General features: G+C 59.5%; 13 protein-coding genes and 1 tRNA gene. 12 read left to right on the plus strand and 2 right to left on the minus strand.

Annotated elements, in window-relative coordinates:
* The first annotated feature begins 8 nt into the window (after nucleotides 1-8).
* The 10 genes from D7X94_RS04080 (at nucleotide 9) to D7X94_RS04120 (ending at nucleotide 9,704) form a co-directional block, all read left to right on the plus strand.
* Complete coding sequence (locus D7X94_RS04080; RefSeq protein WP_120426422.1) at nucleotides 9-857, plus strand: phosphoribosylaminoimidazolesuccinocarboxamide synthase; 849 nt, start codon at nucleotides 9-11, stop codon at nucleotides 855-857.
* A gap of 5 nt (nucleotides 858-862) precedes the next feature.
* Complete coding sequence (locus D7X94_RS04085) at nucleotides 863-1,564, plus strand: response regulator transcription factor (protein WP_120426423.1); 702 nt, start codon at nucleotides 863-865, stop codon at nucleotides 1,562-1,564.
* Complete coding sequence (locus tag D7X94_RS18330; RefSeq protein ID WP_158590887.1) at nucleotides 1,561-1,770, plus strand: hypothetical protein; 210 nt, start codon at nucleotides 1,561-1,563, stop codon at nucleotides 1,768-1,770. Before D7X94_RS04085 ends, D7X94_RS18330 begins: the two co-directional genes overlap by 4 nt.
* Nucleotides 1,767-3,245 (plus strand): sensor histidine kinase, encoded by a 1,479-nt coding sequence (locus D7X94_RS04090; protein ID WP_158590888.1) that lies wholly within the window; start codon nucleotides 1,767-1,769, stop codon nucleotides 3,243-3,245. The genes D7X94_RS18330 and D7X94_RS04090 overlap by 4 nt, the downstream gene beginning before the upstream one ends.
* Nucleotides 3,246-3,737: 492 nt before the next feature.
* Nucleotides 3,738-4,661 (plus strand): S66 peptidase family protein, encoded by a 924-nt coding sequence (locus tag D7X94_RS04095; protein WP_120426425.1) that lies wholly within the window; start codon nucleotides 3,738-3,740, stop codon nucleotides 4,659-4,661.
* An 80-nt stretch (nucleotides 4,662-4,741) separates the two neighbouring features.
* Nucleotides 4,742-5,413 carry a hypothetical protein gene (locus tag D7X94_RS04100; RefSeq protein WP_120426426.1) on the plus strand — a complete coding sequence of 224 codons (672 nt, stop codon included), beginning with the start codon at nucleotides 4,742-4,744 and terminating at the stop codon, nucleotides 5,411-5,413.
* 480 nt (nucleotides 5,414-5,893) lie between these two features.
* Nucleotides 5,894-6,721: an Mrp/NBP35 family ATP-binding protein gene (locus D7X94_RS04105; RefSeq protein ID WP_120426496.1), complete on the plus strand. Its 828-nt coding sequence runs from the start codon at nucleotides 5,894-5,896 to the stop codon at nucleotides 6,719-6,721.
* Nucleotides 6,722-6,769: 48 nt separating this feature from the next.
* Nucleotides 6,770-8,239, plus strand: coding sequence for an NUDIX domain-containing protein (locus D7X94_RS19780; RefSeq protein WP_158590889.1), 1,470 nt, complete (start codon nucleotides 6,770-6,772; stop codon nucleotides 8,237-8,239).
* A gap of 28 nt (nucleotides 8,240-8,267) precedes the next feature.
* Nucleotides 8,268-9,554, plus strand: coding sequence for a carboxylesterase/lipase family protein (locus D7X94_RS04115; protein WP_120426427.1), 1,287 nt, complete (start codon nucleotides 8,268-8,270; stop codon nucleotides 9,552-9,554).
* A gap of 74 nt (nucleotides 9,555-9,628) precedes the next feature.
* A tRNA-Pro gene (locus tag D7X94_RS04120) sits at nucleotides 9,629-9,704 on the plus strand.
* Between the two features lie 291 nt (nucleotides 9,705-9,995).
* Here D7X94_RS04120 and ileS read toward each other — a convergent pair.
* Entirely contained in the window at nucleotides 9,996-13,127 is a 3,132-nt protein-coding gene (gene ileS / locus D7X94_RS04125) for an isoleucine--tRNA ligase (RefSeq protein WP_120426428.1), read from the minus strand.
* 537 nt (nucleotides 13,128-13,664) lie between these two features.
* Between ileS and D7X94_RS04130 the strand changes: the two genes are divergently transcribed.
* A complete protein-coding gene (locus D7X94_RS04130; protein ID WP_120426429.1) occupies nucleotides 13,665-14,531 on the plus strand; it encodes a glycoside hydrolase family 25 protein in 867 nt (288 codons plus the stop codon).
* Between the two features lie 388 nt (nucleotides 14,532-14,919).
* Nucleotides 14,920-16,743 (plus strand): asparagine synthase (glutamine-hydrolyzing), encoded by a 1,824-nt coding sequence (asnB, locus tag D7X94_RS04135; protein ID WP_120426498.1) that lies wholly within the window; start codon nucleotides 14,920-14,922, stop codon nucleotides 16,741-16,743.
* A 614-nt stretch (nucleotides 16,744-17,357) separates the two neighbouring features.
* On the opposite strand, the gene D7X94_RS04140 is transcribed toward asnB, so the two are convergent.
* A complete protein-coding gene (locus D7X94_RS04140) occupies nucleotides 17,358-17,909 on the minus strand; it encodes a DUF2441 domain-containing protein (RefSeq protein ID WP_120426430.1) in 552 nt (183 codons plus the stop codon).
* Between the last annotated feature and the right edge of the window lie 219 nt (nucleotides 17,910-18,128).

Here is an 18,128-nt window from a genome sequence, read left to right on the forward strand (position 1 = left end):
GGCTCATCATGGAAAAAATCATCAGCGGCAAGGTCCGAGAAATCTATAGCGTCTCAGAGGACCGGCTGGCCATTGTCACCACGGACCGGATCTCTGCCTTCGACGTCATCCTCCCCACCCCCATTCCCCAGAAGGGCCAGGTGCTGAACCGGCTCTCCTCCTTCTGGTTCTCCTACACCCAGGATATCGTCCCCAACCACATGATCTCCGAGGACCTCTCCCAGATGCCGGCGGAGCTCCAGGGGCCGGAGTTTGAGGGCCGGACCATCCTGGTGAAAAAGCTGCGGATGCTCCCCTTCGAGTTCATCGTGCGGAGGTATCTCTTCGGCTCCATGTGGAAGGAATACCAGAAAACCGGCGGCTACTGCGGCATGAAGCTCCCCGAGGGCATGAAGCAGGCCGAGAAGCTCCCCGAGCTCATCCTCACCCCCTCCATCAAGGCCGAGGAGGGCCACGATGTGAACGTCTCCTTCCAGTATATGGCGGAGAAGCTGGGGACGGAGCTGGCCCGGAAGACCTGGGACGCCTCCCTGGCCCTCTACCAGCGGTGCTACGACTACGCCTACGACCGGGGCATCATCATCGCGGACACCAAGTTCGAGTTCGGCCTGGACGAGAATGACAGACTGGTGGTAGCCGACGAGGTCCTCACCCCGGACAGTAGCCGCTTCTGGAGCCGGGACGCCTATCAGGTGGGCGTATCCCCCGAGAGCTTCGACAAGCAGTATCTCCGGGACTGGCTGACCCAGAACGGCCTGGACGGCAAAACGCCTCCCCCGGAGCTGCCGGCGGAGGTGGTGGAGAAAACTAGAGAGAAGTATCTGGAGTGCCAGCGGCGTCTGGTCCCCGAGGAGTGAGTGCCTTGTACCGGCTTCTGGTTGTGGACGACGAGGAGAAAATCCGGGCGCTCATCCGCAAATACGCGGAATTTGAGGGGCACCAGGTTACAGAGGCGGAAAACGGGATGCAGGCGGTGGAGCTCTGCCGCAAAAGCCCCGACGCTTTCGACCTGATCGTCATGGACGTGATGATGCCCGAGCTGGACGGCTTCTCCGCCGCTGCAGAAATCAAAAAGACCTGCCAGACCCCCATTCTCATGCTCTCCGCCCGAGGGGAGGAGTATGACAAGATCCACGGCTTCGAGGTGGGCGTGGACGACTATGTAGTAAAGCCCTTCTCCCCCAAAGAGCTGATGCTCCGGGTAAATGCCATTATGAACCGGGTGCGCCCGGCGGCTGGGGGCCAGCCCCGGCAGACGGAGAGCTTCGGGGGGCTCACGGTGGACTTCAGCGCCCGGGTGGTCACGGTGGACGGCCAAAGAGTGGATCTCTCCCCCAAGGAATACGATCTTCTCTCTTATCTAATAAAGAACAAGGGGCTGGCCCTCACCCGGGAGATGCTTCTCACCAATGTGTGGGGCTATGACTTCTACGGGGACGACCGCACTCTGGACACTCATATCAAGCTCCTCCGCCGCCGCCTGGGTCCCTACAGCAAATACATCGTCACACTGCGGGGGGTGGGCTACCGGTTCGAGGGGGACCGAAAGGAGGGCGTGTCTTGAGACGAAAACTCTTCTGGGGACAGATCGCGGCTTTGAGCGTCACCATTGTCAGCGTGATTGTTCTGGGCGTTTTGATCCTTACTCGGCACGGGCTGGAAAACCTGGCCCTGGTCTATGTGTTTGCCGGCCTTGGAATCGCGGGCTTCTGGGCCAACGCCGGACTGGCTGTGGCCCGGGTGCTGTGGGAAAGGAATGGCCGAAAATGAGGAAAAAGCGCGCCCCCGCAGGGGAACGGAAGCGCATTCCTATGGCTGTTCGGAAGCGAACGCCCATGGGAGTGCGCTGGCAGATGGCCCTGGGCTTCGGCATCTTCGCCCTGGTGACGGTGACCTTGCTGTGGATCTTCCAGATTTTCCTTCTCCGGCCCTTCTATCGAGGCATAAAAACCTCTGAGGCCAAAAAGATCTCCGCCGCCGTGGTCCGCCAGCTGGACGGCGACAATCTGGCCTCCACCGCCCATGAGCTTTGCGCCCGCACGGGGGTAAGTCTCTACGTGGGGGACGAGCTGGGGAAAACCCTTATCGGCTACCAGTACCTCTTTCGGGAGAGCATGATCTACAGCCTCTCCCGGCAGGAAAGAGTGCAGTTTTTCGAGCAGGTGAACCTGCTGGGCGGGGAGTACTCCCGGATCTTCCAGTCCCGCACCCCCATCCAGGACGGCTCCCAGATTCTGCTCTATGCCGTCACTCTGCGCACCCCTCAGAACAACTACCGCATGGTGGTGGTGGAGGCGGAGATCACCCCCCTGAACTCCACGGTGGAGACCCTGCTGGTCCAGCTCATCTGCCTGACGCTGGTGCTTCTGCCCCTGGGGGCGGTGCTGGCGGCCTATATTCCCCGGCGGATCGCCCGGCCCCTGACGGAGATCAACGAATCCGCCAAGCGCCTAGGCCAGGGGGACTATTCCGTGCGCTTCGCCCAGCGGGGAGCCAAAGAGGTCAGCGAGCTGGCCCAGACCCTGAACTTCGCCGCCGGGGAGCTCTCCAAAACCGACAGCCTTCGCCGGGAGCTGCTGGCCAACGTCTCCCACGACCTGCGCACGCCCCTCACCATGATTAAGGGCTACGCGGAGGTGATGCGGGACCTGCCGGGGGAGAACACCCCGGAGAACGTGCAGACCATTATTGACGAGGCAGGCAGGCTGAACGACCTGGTGAACGACCTGCTGGACCTGTCCCGGCTCCAGGCCGGAGTGATCCAGCTGGAGACCGCCCGCTTCAACCTGACAGAGAGCATCCGGGAGATCCTCTCCCGCTACGACCGGCTGGCGGACTACAGCTTCCCCTTCCAGGCGGAGGAGGACGTGTATGTGGTGGCGGACCAGCTGAAGATCTCCCAGGTGGTGTACAATCTGGTGAACAACGCGGTGAACTACGCCGGGGAGGACAAGACCGTCTCCCTGCGCCAGGAGCTGCGGGAGGGCCGGGTGCGCGTCTTTGTCACGGACACGGGCGAGGGCATCCCGGCGGACAAGCTCCAGGACATCTGGGACCGGTACTACAAGGTGGACCGGGAGCACCGCCGAACCCAGGTGGGCACTGGGCTGGGGCTGTCCATCGTGAAGAACGTGCTGGATATGCACGGCGGGGCCTACGGGGTCATCAGCCAAGTGGGCAAGGGCAGCACTTTCTGGTTCGAGCTGGAGGCCGCGCCGCCCGAAGCCCAACTGCCGCCGGGCTGATTCGGGCGGGGAGATTTTTGGGCCCTCCGGCGAGGGACAGCCGGTTCCGGTTTCCAGGGGACTTTTTTCTCAGTTGCAAAAGAGTTCATCTTGTTTCACAAGATGAACTCTCTGTCCCCTCTTGCAAGAGTTTTGCTTCGCAAAACTCGGATAGTTAATCGAGCGAAGCGAGCATTAACTATTATTCACCACTTCAAAAAATGCGCTTCTCAGGAGTTTAAGGTCAAGGGCAAGACCTTGGAGGCTCTGCCTCCAAACCACCGCAACCTTTGAAAAGGGCGCTGGTCTCCGGTGGAGACCGACCCGACCGAACCGACAGGTGAGACGACGAAACTTTTACCCTGGTTAGCTTGGCAAAAAACGCAAAACGTTCACGACGAATGCAATGAGGAGTGACATTGCGCGGTCAAAGACTTGGCGAAGCCAAGTCTCAGGCGTCTAGGCCCCTGGCGGGGTGTAGGGCAGCGCCCCACGACCTGAAAGGAGGCTCTTATGCGTGCGAAAGCTCTGCCCCGAAACGGGGCCATTGGCCTATGCTCTCCCAGCCACATTCCCCTCTACGAGGCCGCGCCCGGTCAGGAGGTCCCCCGGAGCTGGGAGTACAAAAACATCATCCAGTCCATGGAGAAAGAGGGCTTCCGGGTGGTCCAGGCGGACAACCTGTACAAAACCACCTGGGGCTATCTGGCCTCGGACCAGGAGCGGGGGGCCGACCTGAACCAGTTGGCGGCGGACCCCTCCGTGGACTGCATCCTCTTCGGCGGGGGTGAGGGGGCCCCGGAGATGCCGCCCTATCTGGACTTCGAGCTGTTCCGGCGGAATCCCAAGCGGATCTGCAGCTACAGCGACGGCACCACCATCCTGAACGCCGTTTGGGCCACGACGGGTCTAGAGACCTATTACGGCCAGAATCCCACCGTTTTCACCGGCTGGACGGACTACAACCGCCGCCACTTTGAGGGGCATATCCTGGGCGGCAGGATGGCGGTCCACGAGAAGAATTCCCCCTGGCTCTGCCTGAATCCCGGCACAGCGGAGGGAGTGCTCACCGGCGGCTACACCATGAATTTCGCCCTGCTGCTGGGCACAAAACACTTCCCGGTGGACCTTCGGGAACCCCATATCCTGTTTCTGGAGGACCACGAGATGTTCGGCGGAGAGGATCACGTCAGCGCCATGCTGGGGTACATCGAACAGAGCGAGTTCATGAGCTCCGTCACCGGGGTGATCTTCGGCAACTACGCGGACCATCCCTGCCCCAACCTCTACGCCCGGCTGAAGCTGCTGGGGGAGCGCCACGGCATCCCGGTGGTCTACTGCGACGACTTCGGCCACGGGGAGAACCACGCCATCCTGCCCATCGGCCGCAGGGCCCAGCTGGACGCGGACCGGCTGGAATTGTCCTATCTGTCCTAAACTTTCCAGAAAAACCGCCGATATTTATAAAAGGACCTGTTTTTCGCGGTCTAATTTTGGAAAAGAAGGGATTCCCCGAAATGGATATGAAGATTGAAACCAGTGCAAACTATATCTCGCTTATGAAGCCCGGCGCATGGACGAAATTCCAGGCCAGGCCCCAGGAAATGCCTTCCGTCGCTGACCGGGTGGAGATCTCTCCGGAAGCCAGGGCGTCCCGGGAGGCCCAACCGCCGGAGGACCGGTTCTCCCAGCTGGAGACCCTCTTGGAGGGCCCCAATAAGGACGCCCTCATGGCCCAGGTGCGGGAGTGGCGGCAGAGCCATCAGCTGGAAGTGAACTGGAACGCCACAGTGGACCCGGACGGCAGTATTTACGCCCGATCTTATATGGAAGGGCTTGTGAACCAACTCGAAACACTGCGGACCACCGTGGAGGACTATTACCAGGAGGGCCATCAGGAGAACCTCCGCTTCCCCAACCCCCACAACCATCTGGTGGAAAAATACCGGTATTCCGGCTCCCCTTATTTCCGTGGGGACCTGCCCCAGGCCCAGCGGGATATGGCTTTCCGCCAGGAGGAGGCCCTGCTCCGGGGCGGCCGGGTAGCGCTGAACGATCCTTGGGCGCTGGCCCCTGTGGGCGGTGTTCCCAAAGGGGAGGATCTGGAAAAAGCTGCCAAGGAGTACGCCCAGAGCGTGCTGGACGGCCTGATTGCCGACTACAAGAAGCTCCACGGCATTCAGGAGTAGCGGAAATAGGGTCCGCGCGCCGCACGCGCGCGAAAAGGGCGAAACAGCCCTCTCAGGCTTTCCCTGTGGCGTCGCCTGGATCCCCCCAACTGAGGGCTGGTTCCGGTTTCCAGGGGCTTTGTCTCGCCTGCTCCGCAGTCGAGATAGGGGACCCCCGACGAGGGTCCCCTACGCAAAACGTCCCACCGGGACGTTTATGCTACCCTCCTGCGTTGTTTTCTCAGGTGTTAAGGTCAAGGGATAAGACCTTGGAGGCGCTGCCTCCAAACCACCGCAACCTTTGAAAAGGTTGACGAAACTTTTACGGTTGTTAGGTTAGCTTGGCAAAAAACGCAAAACGTTCACGACGAATGAAATGAGGAGTGACATTGCGCGGTCAAAGACTTGGCGAAGCCAAGTCTCAGGCGTCTAGGCCCCTGGCAGGGGCTTGGGGACAGCGTCCCCAAGGTCTTAAGAAAGGAGAAATCAGCAATGACCGATATGGAAAACTGCACGCACGACTGCTCTAGCTGCGGGGCGGACTGTCCCTCCCGGCAGAACCCAGAGAGCATGATCGAAAAACTCAACGACCTGAGCCAGGTGAAAAAGGTGATCGGCGTGGTCAGCGGCAAGGGGGGCGTGGGCAAGTCCCTGGTGACCTCCATGCTGGCCACCACTCTGCGCCGCCGGGAAAACGCCGTGGCGGTCCTGGACGCGGACATCACCGGCCCCAGCATCCCCAAATGCTTCGGGCTCAAGGGCATGGCCATGGCCGACAAAAACGGCCTCTACCCCCGGGAGACCAAAACCGGCATCAAGGTGATGAGCATCAACCTGCTGCTGGAGGAGGAGACCGCCCCGGTGGTCTGGCGGGGCCCGGTAATTGCCGGAGCCATCAAGCAGTTCTGGACTGATGTGGTCTGGGGCGACGTGGACTACATGTTTGTGGACATGCCCCCCGGCACCGGCGACGCGCCCCTGACGGTGTTCCAGTCCCTGCCCCTTGGCGGCATCATCATCGTCACCTCCCCCCAGGAGCTGGTGAGCATGATCGTCTCCAAGGCCGTGGAGATGGCAAAGCTGATGAATATCCCCGTACTGGGGCTGGTGGAAAACATGAGCTACGTCCAGTGCCCGGACTGCGGCAAGCGCATCAGCGTCTTTGGGGAAAGCCACATCGACGAAGTGGCCGCAAAATACGCCCTGCCCGTGCTGGGCAAGCTGCCCATTGACCCCACCTTGGCCTCCGCCTGCGACAGGGGTATCATCGAGCTCTTCGGAGGCGACTGGCTGGAAAAGGCCGCGGATATCGTCGAAAATTTACAATAACTTCCCGCAGTCCCCGCTCTGGGGACTGCTTTTGTAAGGAGAACCCCTATGGCAAAAAGGAAACAAAAACTCTCAAAAGAAGAGCGCCGGCTCCGGCGCGGAGAGGACCTGCAAAAGGCCAAGCTGGAGATCAAGGCCCACCCTGTGCTGTTCACCGTCTATGTGGTGCTGCGGGCTCTGGTGGTGGCGGTGTTGATCCTGCAGCTGCTGAACCAGGACTATTACGATGTGTTCCTCTGCTCTCTGACACTGGTGCTGTTCCTGATCCCCAGCTTTGTGGAACGCCGCCTGCACATCGATGTGCCTAACACCCTGGAGGTCATCATCCTGCTGTTTATTTTTTCGGCGGAGATTCTGGGGGAAATCCAGGAATACTACTTGACCTACCCCTTCTGGGACACCATGCTCCACACCATCAACGGATTTCTGATGGCCGCCATCGGCATCGCCATGGTGGACATCCTCAACCGCTCTCGGCGGTTCAAGGTGCGGCTGTCCCCGGTGTTCGTGGCGGTGGTGGCTTTCTGCTTCTCCATGACCATCGGCGTGCTATGGGAGTTTTTCGAGTATGGCATGGACACCTTCTTCCAGATGGACATGCAGAAGGACACCTGGGTCAGCATGGTAAACACCGTCAGCCTGAACCCGGAGGGCAGGAACTCCCCAGTGCGCATCCCCATTGAGAGCGTGGTGGTGAACGGCCAGGAGTGGCCCGGCTATCTGGACATCGGCCTTAACGACACCATGAAGGACCTTCTGGTAAACTTCATTGGCGCGGCGGTATTTTCGGTGATTGGCATGATCTACATTATGGGCCGGGGCACGGGGAAATTCGCCCCCCGGTTCATTCCCCGGCTCAAGGAGAGGGAGCTTTCTTCGCCGGACATAAAGGAAAAGAAGGAGGAGCGCTCTCCCCGGGAACGCCTGCCCGGCCTTTTGGAGCCCATCGCCCTGGAGGGGCCGGAAGCCCAGGAAGGGCCGGAGCTGATGGATCTTTTCACCCGGGACGGAAAGTTTACCGGCCGTACAGTAGAGCGAGGAACGGATAAAGGAGACGGGTTCACCCTGGGAGTTCATGTGTTCCTGTATGACAGCCAGGGCAGGTTCCTGCTGCAAAAGCGGTCGGAGAACAAGAAATTCCTCCCCGGCCAATGGGAAACCCATATGGGCCACGCCCTGGCGGGGGAGAGCAGCTTTGAGTGCGCTCTGCGGGAAATGCGGGAAGAATTGAGGGTAGACCTGTCTCAGGAAGATTTTGTGAAGATCTACCGCTGGGTGGAAAAAGACGCCCAGATGCTCACGGATCTCTATTTTGTCCGAGCCAATCTGGACGAGAACAGCCTCACCCTGCAAAAGAACGAGGTGATCGGCGTTCAGTGGGTGGCCAAGAGGGAGATGCTGGACTTTGTTCGGGCCATGGACTACCGCCCGGAGTGCTACAAGGCTGTCGTGGCCCAGTATATTGAGGACTGCATCCAGGAAGCCCCGGAGAATCCCGCCGGCGGCTCTGAAGAATAACCCAAAAATCACACAGGAGGAAACCGTTATGCAAACCATTGTTCAAACCAAGCAGGGGGCCGTGGAGGGTCTGAAATCCGCCGATGGCCAGACTATTATCTTCAGGGGGATCCCCTACGCCCAGCCCCCGGTGGGAGACCTTCGCTTCCGCCGGCCCCAGGAGCACGAGCCTTGGGCGGGAACCCTTTCCTGCAAAGAATTCGGCGATTCCTGCCCTCAGGCGGACCTCTCCGCCGACCCCTTCTACGGCAAAGAGTTCTACGACGTACCTTTGCCCGCCCTCAGCGAGGACTGCCTCTACCTGAACATCTGGACCCCGGAAACCGCTGGACCGGACTCCAAGTTGCCTGTGCTGTTCTGGATCCACGGCGGGGCTTTCATGCACGGCTCCGGCAGCGAAAAGGAGTTCGACGGCGAAGGCTTTGCCAAGGACGGAGTAATCCTGGTCACCATCAACTACCGGGTAAACGTGTTCGGCTTTTTCGCCCATCCAGAGCTGGAAAAGGAGAACCCGGAGGGTGTCTCCGGCAACTACGGCATCCTGGACCAGATTTTCGCCCTGTGGTGGGTGCGGGAGAACATCGGGAATTTCGGCGGCGACCCGGATAAGATCACTATCTTCGGCCAGTCCGCCGGATGCATGAGCGTACAGACCATCGTGTCCTCCCCTCTGTCAAAGGGAATGCTCCGGGGCGCGATTCTCCAAAGCGGGGGTGGCATCCGTGCCCTGGGGACCACCGCCTCCAAGGAGCAGATCTGCTCTGTCTGCCAGAAGCTCATGGACCATCTGCACGCCTCCACCCTGGAAGAGCTGCGGAAAGTGCCCGCCGAACAGCTGCGGGACGCGGCCTATACTGTGGGCCAGGGGGAGGGCCTCTGTTGGACACCTCATGTGGACGGCTGGTTGCTGGGAGATACCACCGATGCCCTGGCCGAGAAGGGAGAGATCCACGATGTGGCCTATATGATCGGTTCTCTGGGAGACGACATCGGGGGTGAATCGCTGCTTCAGGAGAGCGGGGCCCGCTGGTGTGAAAATCAGCTGAAGCTGGGGCGCCAGCCCTCGTACTTCTACTTCTTTGACCGCAAGCTGCCCGGCGATCAGGCGGGAGCTTTTCACTCGGGAGAGCTGTGGTACATTTTCCAGACGCTGGACCGGTGCTGGCGGCCCTGGGAGGACAGGGACTATGCGCTTATGAAAATTCTCTCCGGCTATTGGGCCAATTTTGCCAAAAACCTGGATCCCAACGGCCCCGGCCTGCCGCCCTGGAAGCCCTATGTCAAGGAGCATACGGCGCCGCAGGTTTTGAAATAATTTCGCCTGCATGGTCCGGGTAAATTTCTATTGACACCTCGGAGCATTTCTATTATAATAGATTTGAAATCCTTCGAGGTGTAGCTCACCCGGTAGAGCGCTTGGTTTGGGACCAAGAGGCACGGAGTTCGAGTCTCCGCACTTCGACCATATTCAGAACTTATCCCGAAATGATCCGCGCACAGCCTGTCAGTGAATTTTCCGCCATAATCAGTCGATTTTCCTTGCCAATCGCGGGATTGACGGCGCTCAATCTACCGGTTCTGACGAAATATCCGCTTGGCAATCTGCACACGCCTGATTTGGGGATAAGCTCTTAGAATGCGCTGCGTTTGTACGCAACGTGGCATTAAAAAATAAGCTCCCGGAAAACCGGGAGCTTATTTTTTAATGCCTAATGAGTTTGCCTATCATAAAATCATTGCGGCTTAAAATTTCTCTTTACACTTTCTCCACGCCCAGAGTAGTCTCCTGACCGTTTACGTCCCAGGTGGCTTGATAACCGGAGAGCTCTCCATAACGGCAGCTCTCTCCCAGCACACCGGCAAGGATTTCGCCCTCATTTTTCCGGAAGATCTCCTCCACTTTGGGGCTGCCTTGGTGGTATACCCGGATGTGGTCGGTGACATGGAAGCCCGCGTCCTTGCGCATGGACTGGAGCTTCGACACAATCTCCCGCACGAAGCCCTCCTCGATCAGCGCCTCGGTGAGGGTGGTATCCAGCACTACGGTCAGGCCCCGGTCGGATAGAGAGGTGTAGCCCTCCTTCTGGGCGGTCTCGACGAGCAGCTCCTCCGGGCTCAGGTCGATGGCCCCATCGGCCAAGGGCAGGTGTAAAGCGCTGGTACTGTCCAGCTCCTTTTTGGCTGCGGCGCCGTCCAGCTGCTGCAGGGCCTGCCGGATGGCCCCGATCTGCTTGCCATATTTCTGGCCCAGCAACCGGAGCTGGGGCTTAAAGGTATAGGCCGTAAAGTCCGACATATCGCTGAGAAAGTCGATGACCTTTACATTCAGCTCCTGGCGGATGATATCCTGATAGAGCTCCCCAAGGCCGGCGTCCGCGTCTGTGCACAGGCGGGAGAGAGGCTGGCGGTTCTTGATATTGGCCAGATTCCGGGCTGCGCGGCCCAGGCCCACAATTTTCAGCACCTCGTCCATATCCGCCTCCAGCTTCTGGTCGATCCAGCTCTCATTGCACACAGGATACGCGCACAGATGCACGCTCTCCGGGGCGGAGGCGTCCACGGAGCACACCAGATTGCGGTAGACCTCCTCGCTCATAAAGGGGGCCAGGGGGGCCAGCAGCTTCGCGGTGGTCACCAGGGCGGTGTACAGGGTCATGTAGGCGGCGGTCTTATCCCCGGCCTCCCCCTGCACCCAGAACCGCTCCCGACTCCGGCGCACGTACCAGTTGGAGAGCTCGTCCACAAAGTCCAGCAGGGCCCGGGCGGTCTCCGGCACGTGGTACTGGGAAAGTTGGAAGTCAACCTCCTTTACAGTGCTGTTCAGGCGGGAGAGCAGCCACCGGTCCATGACGGTGAGGGCACAGTCCTCCAGCCTGTGCTTTGTGGGGTCGAATTCATCGATATTCCCATAGAGCACGAAGAAGGCGTAGGTATTCCACAGGGTGGAGAAGAACTTCTTCTGGCCCTCCACCACGGTCTTTTTGCTGAAATTCTTGGGCAGCCAGGGGGCGGAACAGGTGTAGAAGAACCACCGCAGGCTGTCCGCACCAAAGGCCCCCAGCGCCTCCATGGGCTCCACGGCGTTGCCCTTGGACTTGCTCATCTTCTTGCCGTCCTCGTCCTGCACCAGGCCCATCACCAACACGTTTTTATAGGGGGCCTTGTCGAAGAGCAGAGTGGAGATGGCAAGCAGGGTGTAGAACCAGCCACGGGTCTGGTCCACCGCCTCGCTGATGAAGTCCGCCGGGAACTGGCTCTCAAAGAGGGCCTTGTTCTCGAAGGGGTAGTGGTACTGGGCGAAGGGCATGGCTCCGCTGTCGAACCAGCAGTCGATCACCTCGGGCACCCGGCGCATCTGCTTGCCGCAGTGGGGGCAGGTGATGGTCACCTGGTCCACAAAGGGCCGGTGGAGCTCGATGTCCTCCGGACAGTTGGGGGACATCTCCCGAAGCTCGGCAATGCTGCCCACGGCGTGGCGGTGGCCGCACTCGCACTCCCAGATGTTCAGGGGCGTGCCCCAGTAACGGTTCCGGCTGACGGCCCAGTCTTGGAGGTTCTCCAGCCAGTCCCCGAAGCGGCCCTTGCCGATGCTCTCCGGCAGCCAGTTGACGGTGTTGTTGTTGCGGATGAGCTGGTCCTTCACCTTGGTCATCTCGATATACCAGCTCTCCCGGGCGTAGTAGATGAGGGGAGTGTCGCAGCGCCAGCAGAAGGGGTAGCTGTGCTCGAATTTGAGCGCGGAGAACAGCAGGCCCCGGGCCTCCAGGTCCTTGAGGATCTCCTTGTCCGCATCCTTGCAGAACACGCCGGGCCACTGGGTCTCCGCCGTCATCTGACCCTTTCCGTCCACCAACTGGACCAGGGGCAGGCCGTATTTCCGGCCCACCTTGGCGTCGTCCTCGCCGAAGGCCGGGGCGATGTGCACCACGCCGGTGCCGTCGGTGAGGGTGACGTAGTCGTCGCAGACCACGTACCAGCACCGCTCCTTGGGGCTGACGAAGGAGAACAGGGGCTCGTACTCCTTGTTCTCCAGGTCCGCGCCCTTGTAGGTCTCCAGCACGGTATAGGTCCCCTCTCCCAGCACCGTATCGCACAGGGCGGCCGCCAGATAATAGGTGAACTCCCCAGACTCTGTACAGTGCTTCACCTTCACATACTCCTCCTTCGCGTTGACGCAGAGGGCCACGTTGGAGGGCAAAGTCCAGGGGGTGGTGGTCCAGGCCAGGATGTAAGTGTCCTCTCCTTTACACTTGAACCGGGCGATGGCGGAGCGCTCCTTCACGTCCTTATAGCCCTGGGCCACCTCGTGGGAGGAGAGGGGCGTGCCGCAGCGGGGGCAGTAGGGCACGATCTTGAAGCCCTTGTAGAGCAGACCCTTGTCCCAGATCTGCTTTAAGGCCCACCACTCGGACTCGATGTAGCTGTTTTCGTAGGTCACGTAGGGGTTCTCCATGTCGGCCCAGAAGCCCACGGCATGGGAGAAGTCCTCCCACATGCCCTTGTACTTCCACACGCTCTCCTTGCATTTTTCGATGAAGGGGGCGATGCCGTAGTCCTCGATCTGCTCCTTGCCGCTGATGTGTAGCAGCTTCTCCACCTCCAGCTCCACCGGCAGGCCGTGGGTATCCCAGCCGGCCTTGCGCAGCACCATCTCCCCCTTCATGGTGTGGTAGCGGGGGAACAGGTCCTTGAAGGCCCGGGTCTCCAGGTGGCCGATATGGGGCTGGCCGTTGGCGGTGGGGGGGCCGTCATAGAAGGTGTAGGCCGGCGCGCCCCGGCGGGCCTCCACGCTCTTCTCAAAGATCCCGTGCTCGGCCCAGAAGCGCTCCGTGGCCTTTTCCCGTTCCACGAAGTTCATATTCGCGGAAACCTCCCCATACTTGCTCATGCTCATCATCCTTTCCAGAAAATCAAAAAAGCCCCGCCCCAAAACGGGGCGAAGGCAAACTTCGCTATACCACCCATTTTTCACGTACCTTCCTTATATTGGGACGCGCCCAGGGCCAGATCGGGCCACTGGCCCAGTGCCCGCGCGCGGCGGCGGATACGCTGCCCGGTAACGGCGGGCGCCCGGCTCCCCCTACTGAGCGGACAGGCTTCGGCATCCCCAGGGGGGCGCGGAGCCAACCGCTGTTCAGCTGGCGGCTTCGGAGGGATGCGGCCGGGGGATTCGCGCCGGTTCACACCACCCACCGGCTCTCTGAAGCGCAGGGAACCCCGCCGCCTGTCTCCATCAAGGCTTTGGGCACATTATAGCATAGGCTTTGTGGAAAGTCAAGGCCCAGCACACGGGGTGCGAAGAACGATTCCGTCCCTTTTCGCATAGCCTAAAAAGAGGCCCGCTCCAACCGGCAAAGGCAAAAGAAATGGGGAGCCGGTTAAATTGAGAATATAGCGGCTTTTATGTTTAGAAAGGAGGCGCGCTATGGCGGATTATCTGGCTTCGGGAATTGATATTTCCCAATTTAACGGGGATGTGAATATCGCCGCCCTGCGGGGAAAGGTGGACTTTATTATCATCCGCTGCGGCTATGGCAGCGACTATTCCAGCCAGGATGATACCCAGTACCGGGCCAATGTGGAAAAGTGCCGGCAGGCGGGGATCCCTTTTGGGGTGTACCTGTACTCTTACGCCCGAAACCGGGAGATGGCCCTCAGCGAGGCCCGGCATACCCTGCGGCTTCTGCGGGGGATCGAGCCCCTGTACGGTGTTTGGTATGATGTGGAGGACAGCACCCTCCCTGCCGGGGAGGCCATTGTGGACAACTGCCTGACCTACTGCGGAGAGCTTCAGAAGGCGGGGTATTACTGCGGAATCTACTCCTTCCTGGAATGGATGCGCACCCGGCTGAACAGCCCACGGCTGGCCCATATTGACCGGTGGGTAGCCCAGTGGAACTCCCAGCTGGACTACTCCGGGGCAGGCATGTGGCAGTATAGTGACAGCGGGATCATCAATAACCAGCGGTTCGACCTGAACCGAGCCTTCCGGGATTACCCGGCGATCATCAGCAAAGGAGAGTGGACGAATATGACAAAGGAACAGGTGGCTGAGCTGGCCCGCAAGGAGGCTCAGAAGGTGTATGACGCCAACGAGCGGCGCTATCCCCGGATGAAGGATGTTCCCGCCTGGGCCCGGCCCGCTGTAGAGGAGGTATACCGGCGGCTGGATCTGACCGGTACGGGCTCCGGAAACGAGTCCAACGCCAAAATCGACGCCAGCCACACCTATATCCGAGCCCTGTACGTGATCGAGAGGGTCCTGCGGGAGCTGGACGGGCTGGAGCAGTAGAGTTTTTTTGAGTGATACGGTGTGGCCTCCATGCGTATAGAAACGCGCATTCCGGCAAGACCTTGGAGGCGTTGCCTCCAAACCTCCACCACCTTTGAAAAGGTGGACGAAACTTTTACCCTGGCTGGCTTTGTCGCATTCAACTAACCAGGGTAAAAGTTTTTGATCCAAACTTTTTTCAAAAAGTTTGGCGCAGGTGTGGGCCGCGCAGGCCCACGACCTTGCCGTAGGGCGCGACCTGTGCGCCCGAAGGCCTCCTACTACTCCAAAAAACAACAGCCCCCGCGTTCCTCGCGCCCCTACGAAAAAAACCTACCATTTTCCCGGAAAATGTGATATACTAGTCTTTAACGGGCAAAAGGCCCGGTTTGTGAAGGAGGACGCGGAAATGTGCGGATTTGTAGGATTTACGGGGGACGCGGACCAGGGGGTCCTGCGCTCCATGACAGAGGCCATCGCCCACCGGGGGCCGGACGACGCCCAGTATTACCAGGACGGCAGGATGTCACTGGGCTTCCGGCGGCTGTCCATTATCGACCTGGAAGGCGGGCGGCAACCCATAGAGAACGAGGACGGCGGCAAGGTGCTGGTCTTTAACGGGGAGATCTACAACTACCGGGACCTGCGCCGGGACCTCTTGGAGGCCGGGCACCTGTTCCGGACCCAGGCGGATTCCGAGGTGGTGCTCCACGGCTACGAGGAGTACGGACCGGAGCTGCTGAACCGGCTGCGGGGCATGTTCGCCTTCGTGATCTGGGACAGAGAGAAGGGGGAGCTCTTCGGGGCCCGGGACTTCTTTGGCATCAAGCCCCTCTACTACGCCAAAATGGGGGGCGAGCTGCTCTTCGGCTCGGAGATCAAGAGCTTCCTGCCCCACCCCGCCTTTCAGAAAAAACTCAACCAGCGGGCCCTGGAGAGCTACCTGAGCTTCCAGTATTCCCCCGGGCCGGAAACCTTCTTCCAGGACGTGTACAAGCTGCCCCCCGCCCACTATTTCCTCTACAAGGCCGGGAGCATGGAGATCACCCGCTACTGGGCCGCGGAGTTCCGTGCGGAGGAGGACAAGCCCCTGGACTACTGGGTGGACGAGATCGAGAAGGTATTTGATAACAGCGTGGAGGCCCACAAGGTCAGCGACGTGGAGGTGGGCTCCTTCCTGAGCTCCGGGGTGGACTCCAGCTATGTGGCCTGCTCCGCCCATGTGGACAAGACCTTCACCGTGGGCTTTGACAACGGGGAGAAGTACAACGAGACCAGCTACGCCAAGGAGCTCTCGGAGCTGATCCCGGTGAAGAACATCAGCAAGGTGATCAGTCCGGAGGAGTTCTGGGGGAATTTCCCGAAGATCCAGTACCACATGGACGAGCCCCTGGCGGACCCCTCCGCCGTGGCCCTGTACTTTGTGTGCAACACCGCCAGCCAGCACCTGAAGGTGGTTCTCTCCGGCGAGGGCGCGGACGAGATCTTCGGCGGGTACAATATCTACAAGGAGCCCCTTGAGATGGCCTGGTACGATAAGATTCCCTTCCCCATCCGCCGGGCCATTGGCAAACTGGCCGGGATGCTCCCCGCCCACCGGGGGCTGAACTTCCTGGTGCGCCGGGGCAAGCGGCTGGAGGAGAGGTTCATCGGCAACGCCTACATGTTCACGGAGAAGGAGCGCAAGGCCCTTTTGAAGCGGCCTACGGACGCCAGATCCCCGGCGGAGCTGGTGAAGCCCTACTACGACATGGTGGCGGGCAAGGACCCGGTGACCCGGATGCAGATGGTGGACCTGAACATGTGGATGGTTGGGGACATTCTGCTGAAGGCGGACAAGATGAGCATGGCCAACTCCCTGGAGTTGCGGGTGCCTTTCCTGGACAAGGAGGTCATGGCCCTGGCGGGGCGAATTCCCACCAAGTACCGGGTGAACGGAGAGAACACCAAATTCGCCATGCGCAAGGCGGCCCTGCGGCGGATGCCGGAGAAATGGGCCGGAAAGAGGAAGCTGGGCTTCCCGGTGCCCACACGGGTATGGCTAAAGGAGGAAAAATACTACAACCAGGTGAAGGAGGCCTTTCTGAGCCCCCAGGCGGAGGAATTTTTCCACACGGAGAAGCTCCTACAACTGCTGGACGATCACCGGGCGGGGAAGGCGGACAACAGCCGCAGGGTGTGGACGGTGTACACCTTCCTGGTGTGGTACGAGGAGTTTTTTATCAAGAGATAAAAGAGAACCTGGCTGGCGGCGACGGCCGCAAAAGTTTTTGAAGATTATTAGGGCTTGTTTGAAAATAGAGGAAATGACGGATTTTTGGCCTTAGAAGAAGAGTTGAGTAAACACAACTCTGTCAATTTCAAGGAGGAGAACCGCTATAGTTAGCTACGCTAACTATGCCAATCTTGTGATTGACGAGGATTCCCAACGCAGAAAGTGGCCCCTTATGGGCAAAAAGACGATGTTTTCGATTTTTCAAACAAGCCCTAAGGGACTTGTTTCAAAAAGCCCCTTAATCTAGAGGTTTGGAGACGTTGCCTCCAAAGTCTTTTACTCCTGAGAAGCGCGTTTTTTGCGGGGGTGAATAATAGTTAATCTCGCTCTGCTCGATTAACTATCCGTGTTTTGCAAAGCAAAACTCTTGCAAGAGGGGGAGCTTTTTCCAAGAGAAAAAAGCTCCCCCTAAGCATGGGTTCCAGCTGGCGATTTTTCGCCCCAGCCCTCGCCTTCTGCCGTCCCCGCGTGCCGAAAGCCAGCGGAATGCACTCCGCCCGGTGCGCGCCCCCAAAAGTATATTTTGCATTTTGGGTTTTGAGAGGGTCCTGCCGGGCGCACCCACCAGCTTTTCACAGGTTCCGGTTGATTTCCCTGATAATCTCTGCCACTTCGATGTCCCCGTCCACCAACAGTTCTTTGACCGGACGTCCCTCGCCGCTGGGGCCGTTCTGCCAGTAATTCCGAGCCAGAACCAGATTTTGCTCCCGGTCTGGCAAACCATCGAAACAGTTACACGCGTCGCCAGAGAAGAGATTTCCCCGCACCCGCAACTTCACAATATGATAGGTGGGCCGCTTGCAGCCTTCGGCGAAAAACTCTGCCCAATCCTCTGCCTCCCGAAGGGTTTCCGACACATACAGGGAGGCCATCCGGGAGGGATACTGGGGGAAACTCTCCCGCCGCACCTCCTCCATGGCCAGCTCCCGCAGGGCTACCGCCGTATGGTGCTCTAAAGAAGCCCCCGCATACCGATCCGGATGGGCATAGATCTCCTTCACCAAGGCCATTTTGGCCATCACCCGGGCATAGACCCCGTTATGGTGGCCCTGGCCAAGCAGGATGTGCTGGCCCAGCTTCATGGGCCGTTCTGTTACCACATGATAAGCAATAAATTCCGGCATACTATATCCTCCTGTCAAGGGCTTGTTTGAAAAATCGAAAACATCGTCTTTCTGTCCAGAAAGCGGCTACTTTCCGCGTCAAGAATCCTCGTCAATCGAGGGAGATTAACTTGCGGCTTTCTCCCTGAAATTGGCCACTTCTGGCCAAAATCCGTCATTCCCTTTATTTTCAAACAACCCCTAGAAAATTCCACGTCTATGTAATTACGTTGGCGTCCT

It is taken from the genome of Acutalibacter sp. 1XD8-33 (assembly GCF_003612555.1).
Lineage (GTDB): Bacteria > Bacillota > Clostridia > Oscillospirales > Acutalibacteraceae > Acutalibacter.

Bases quoted from the DNA above. Each gene is read 5' to 3' on its own strand.
- ileS (WP_120426428.1), bottom strand. From the start codon at position 13,127: ATGAGCAAGTATGGGGAGGTTTCCGCGAATATGAACTTCGTGGAACGG.
- D7X94_RS19780 (WP_158590889.1), top strand. From the start codon at position 6,770: ATGGCAAAAAGGAAACAAAAACTCTCAAAAGAAGAGCGCCGGCTCCGG.
- D7X94_RS04140 (WP_120426430.1), bottom strand. From the start codon at position 17,909: ATGCCGGAATTTATTGCTTATCATGTGGTAACAGAACGGCCCATGAAG.
- D7X94_RS04115 (WP_120426427.1), top strand. From the start codon at position 8,268: ATGCAAACCATTGTTCAAACCAAGCAGGGGGCCGTGGAGGGTCTGAAA.
- D7X94_RS04105 (WP_120426496.1), top strand. From the start codon at position 5,894: ATGGAAAACTGCACGCACGACTGCTCTAGCTGCGGGGCGGACTGTCCC.
- D7X94_RS04100 (WP_120426426.1), top strand. From the start codon at position 4,742: ATGGATATGAAGATTGAAACCAGTGCAAACTATATCTCGCTTATGAAG.
- D7X94_RS04090 (WP_158590888.1), top strand. From the start codon at position 1,767: ATGAGGAAAAAGCGCGCCCCCGCAGGGGAACGGAAGCGCATTCCTATG.
- D7X94_RS04080 (WP_120426422.1), top strand. From the start codon at position 9: ATGGAAAAAATCATCAGCGGCAAGGTCCGAGAAATCTATAGCGTCTCA.
- D7X94_RS04095 (WP_120426425.1), top strand. From the start codon at position 3,738: ATGCGTGCGAAAGCTCTGCCCCGAAACGGGGCCATTGGCCTATGCTCT.
- asnB (WP_120426498.1), top strand. From the start codon at position 14,920: ATGTGCGGATTTGTAGGATTTACGGGGGACGCGGACCAGGGGGTCCTG.
- D7X94_RS04130 (WP_120426429.1), top strand. From the start codon at position 13,665: ATGGCGGATTATCTGGCTTCGGGAATTGATATTTCCCAATTTAACGGG.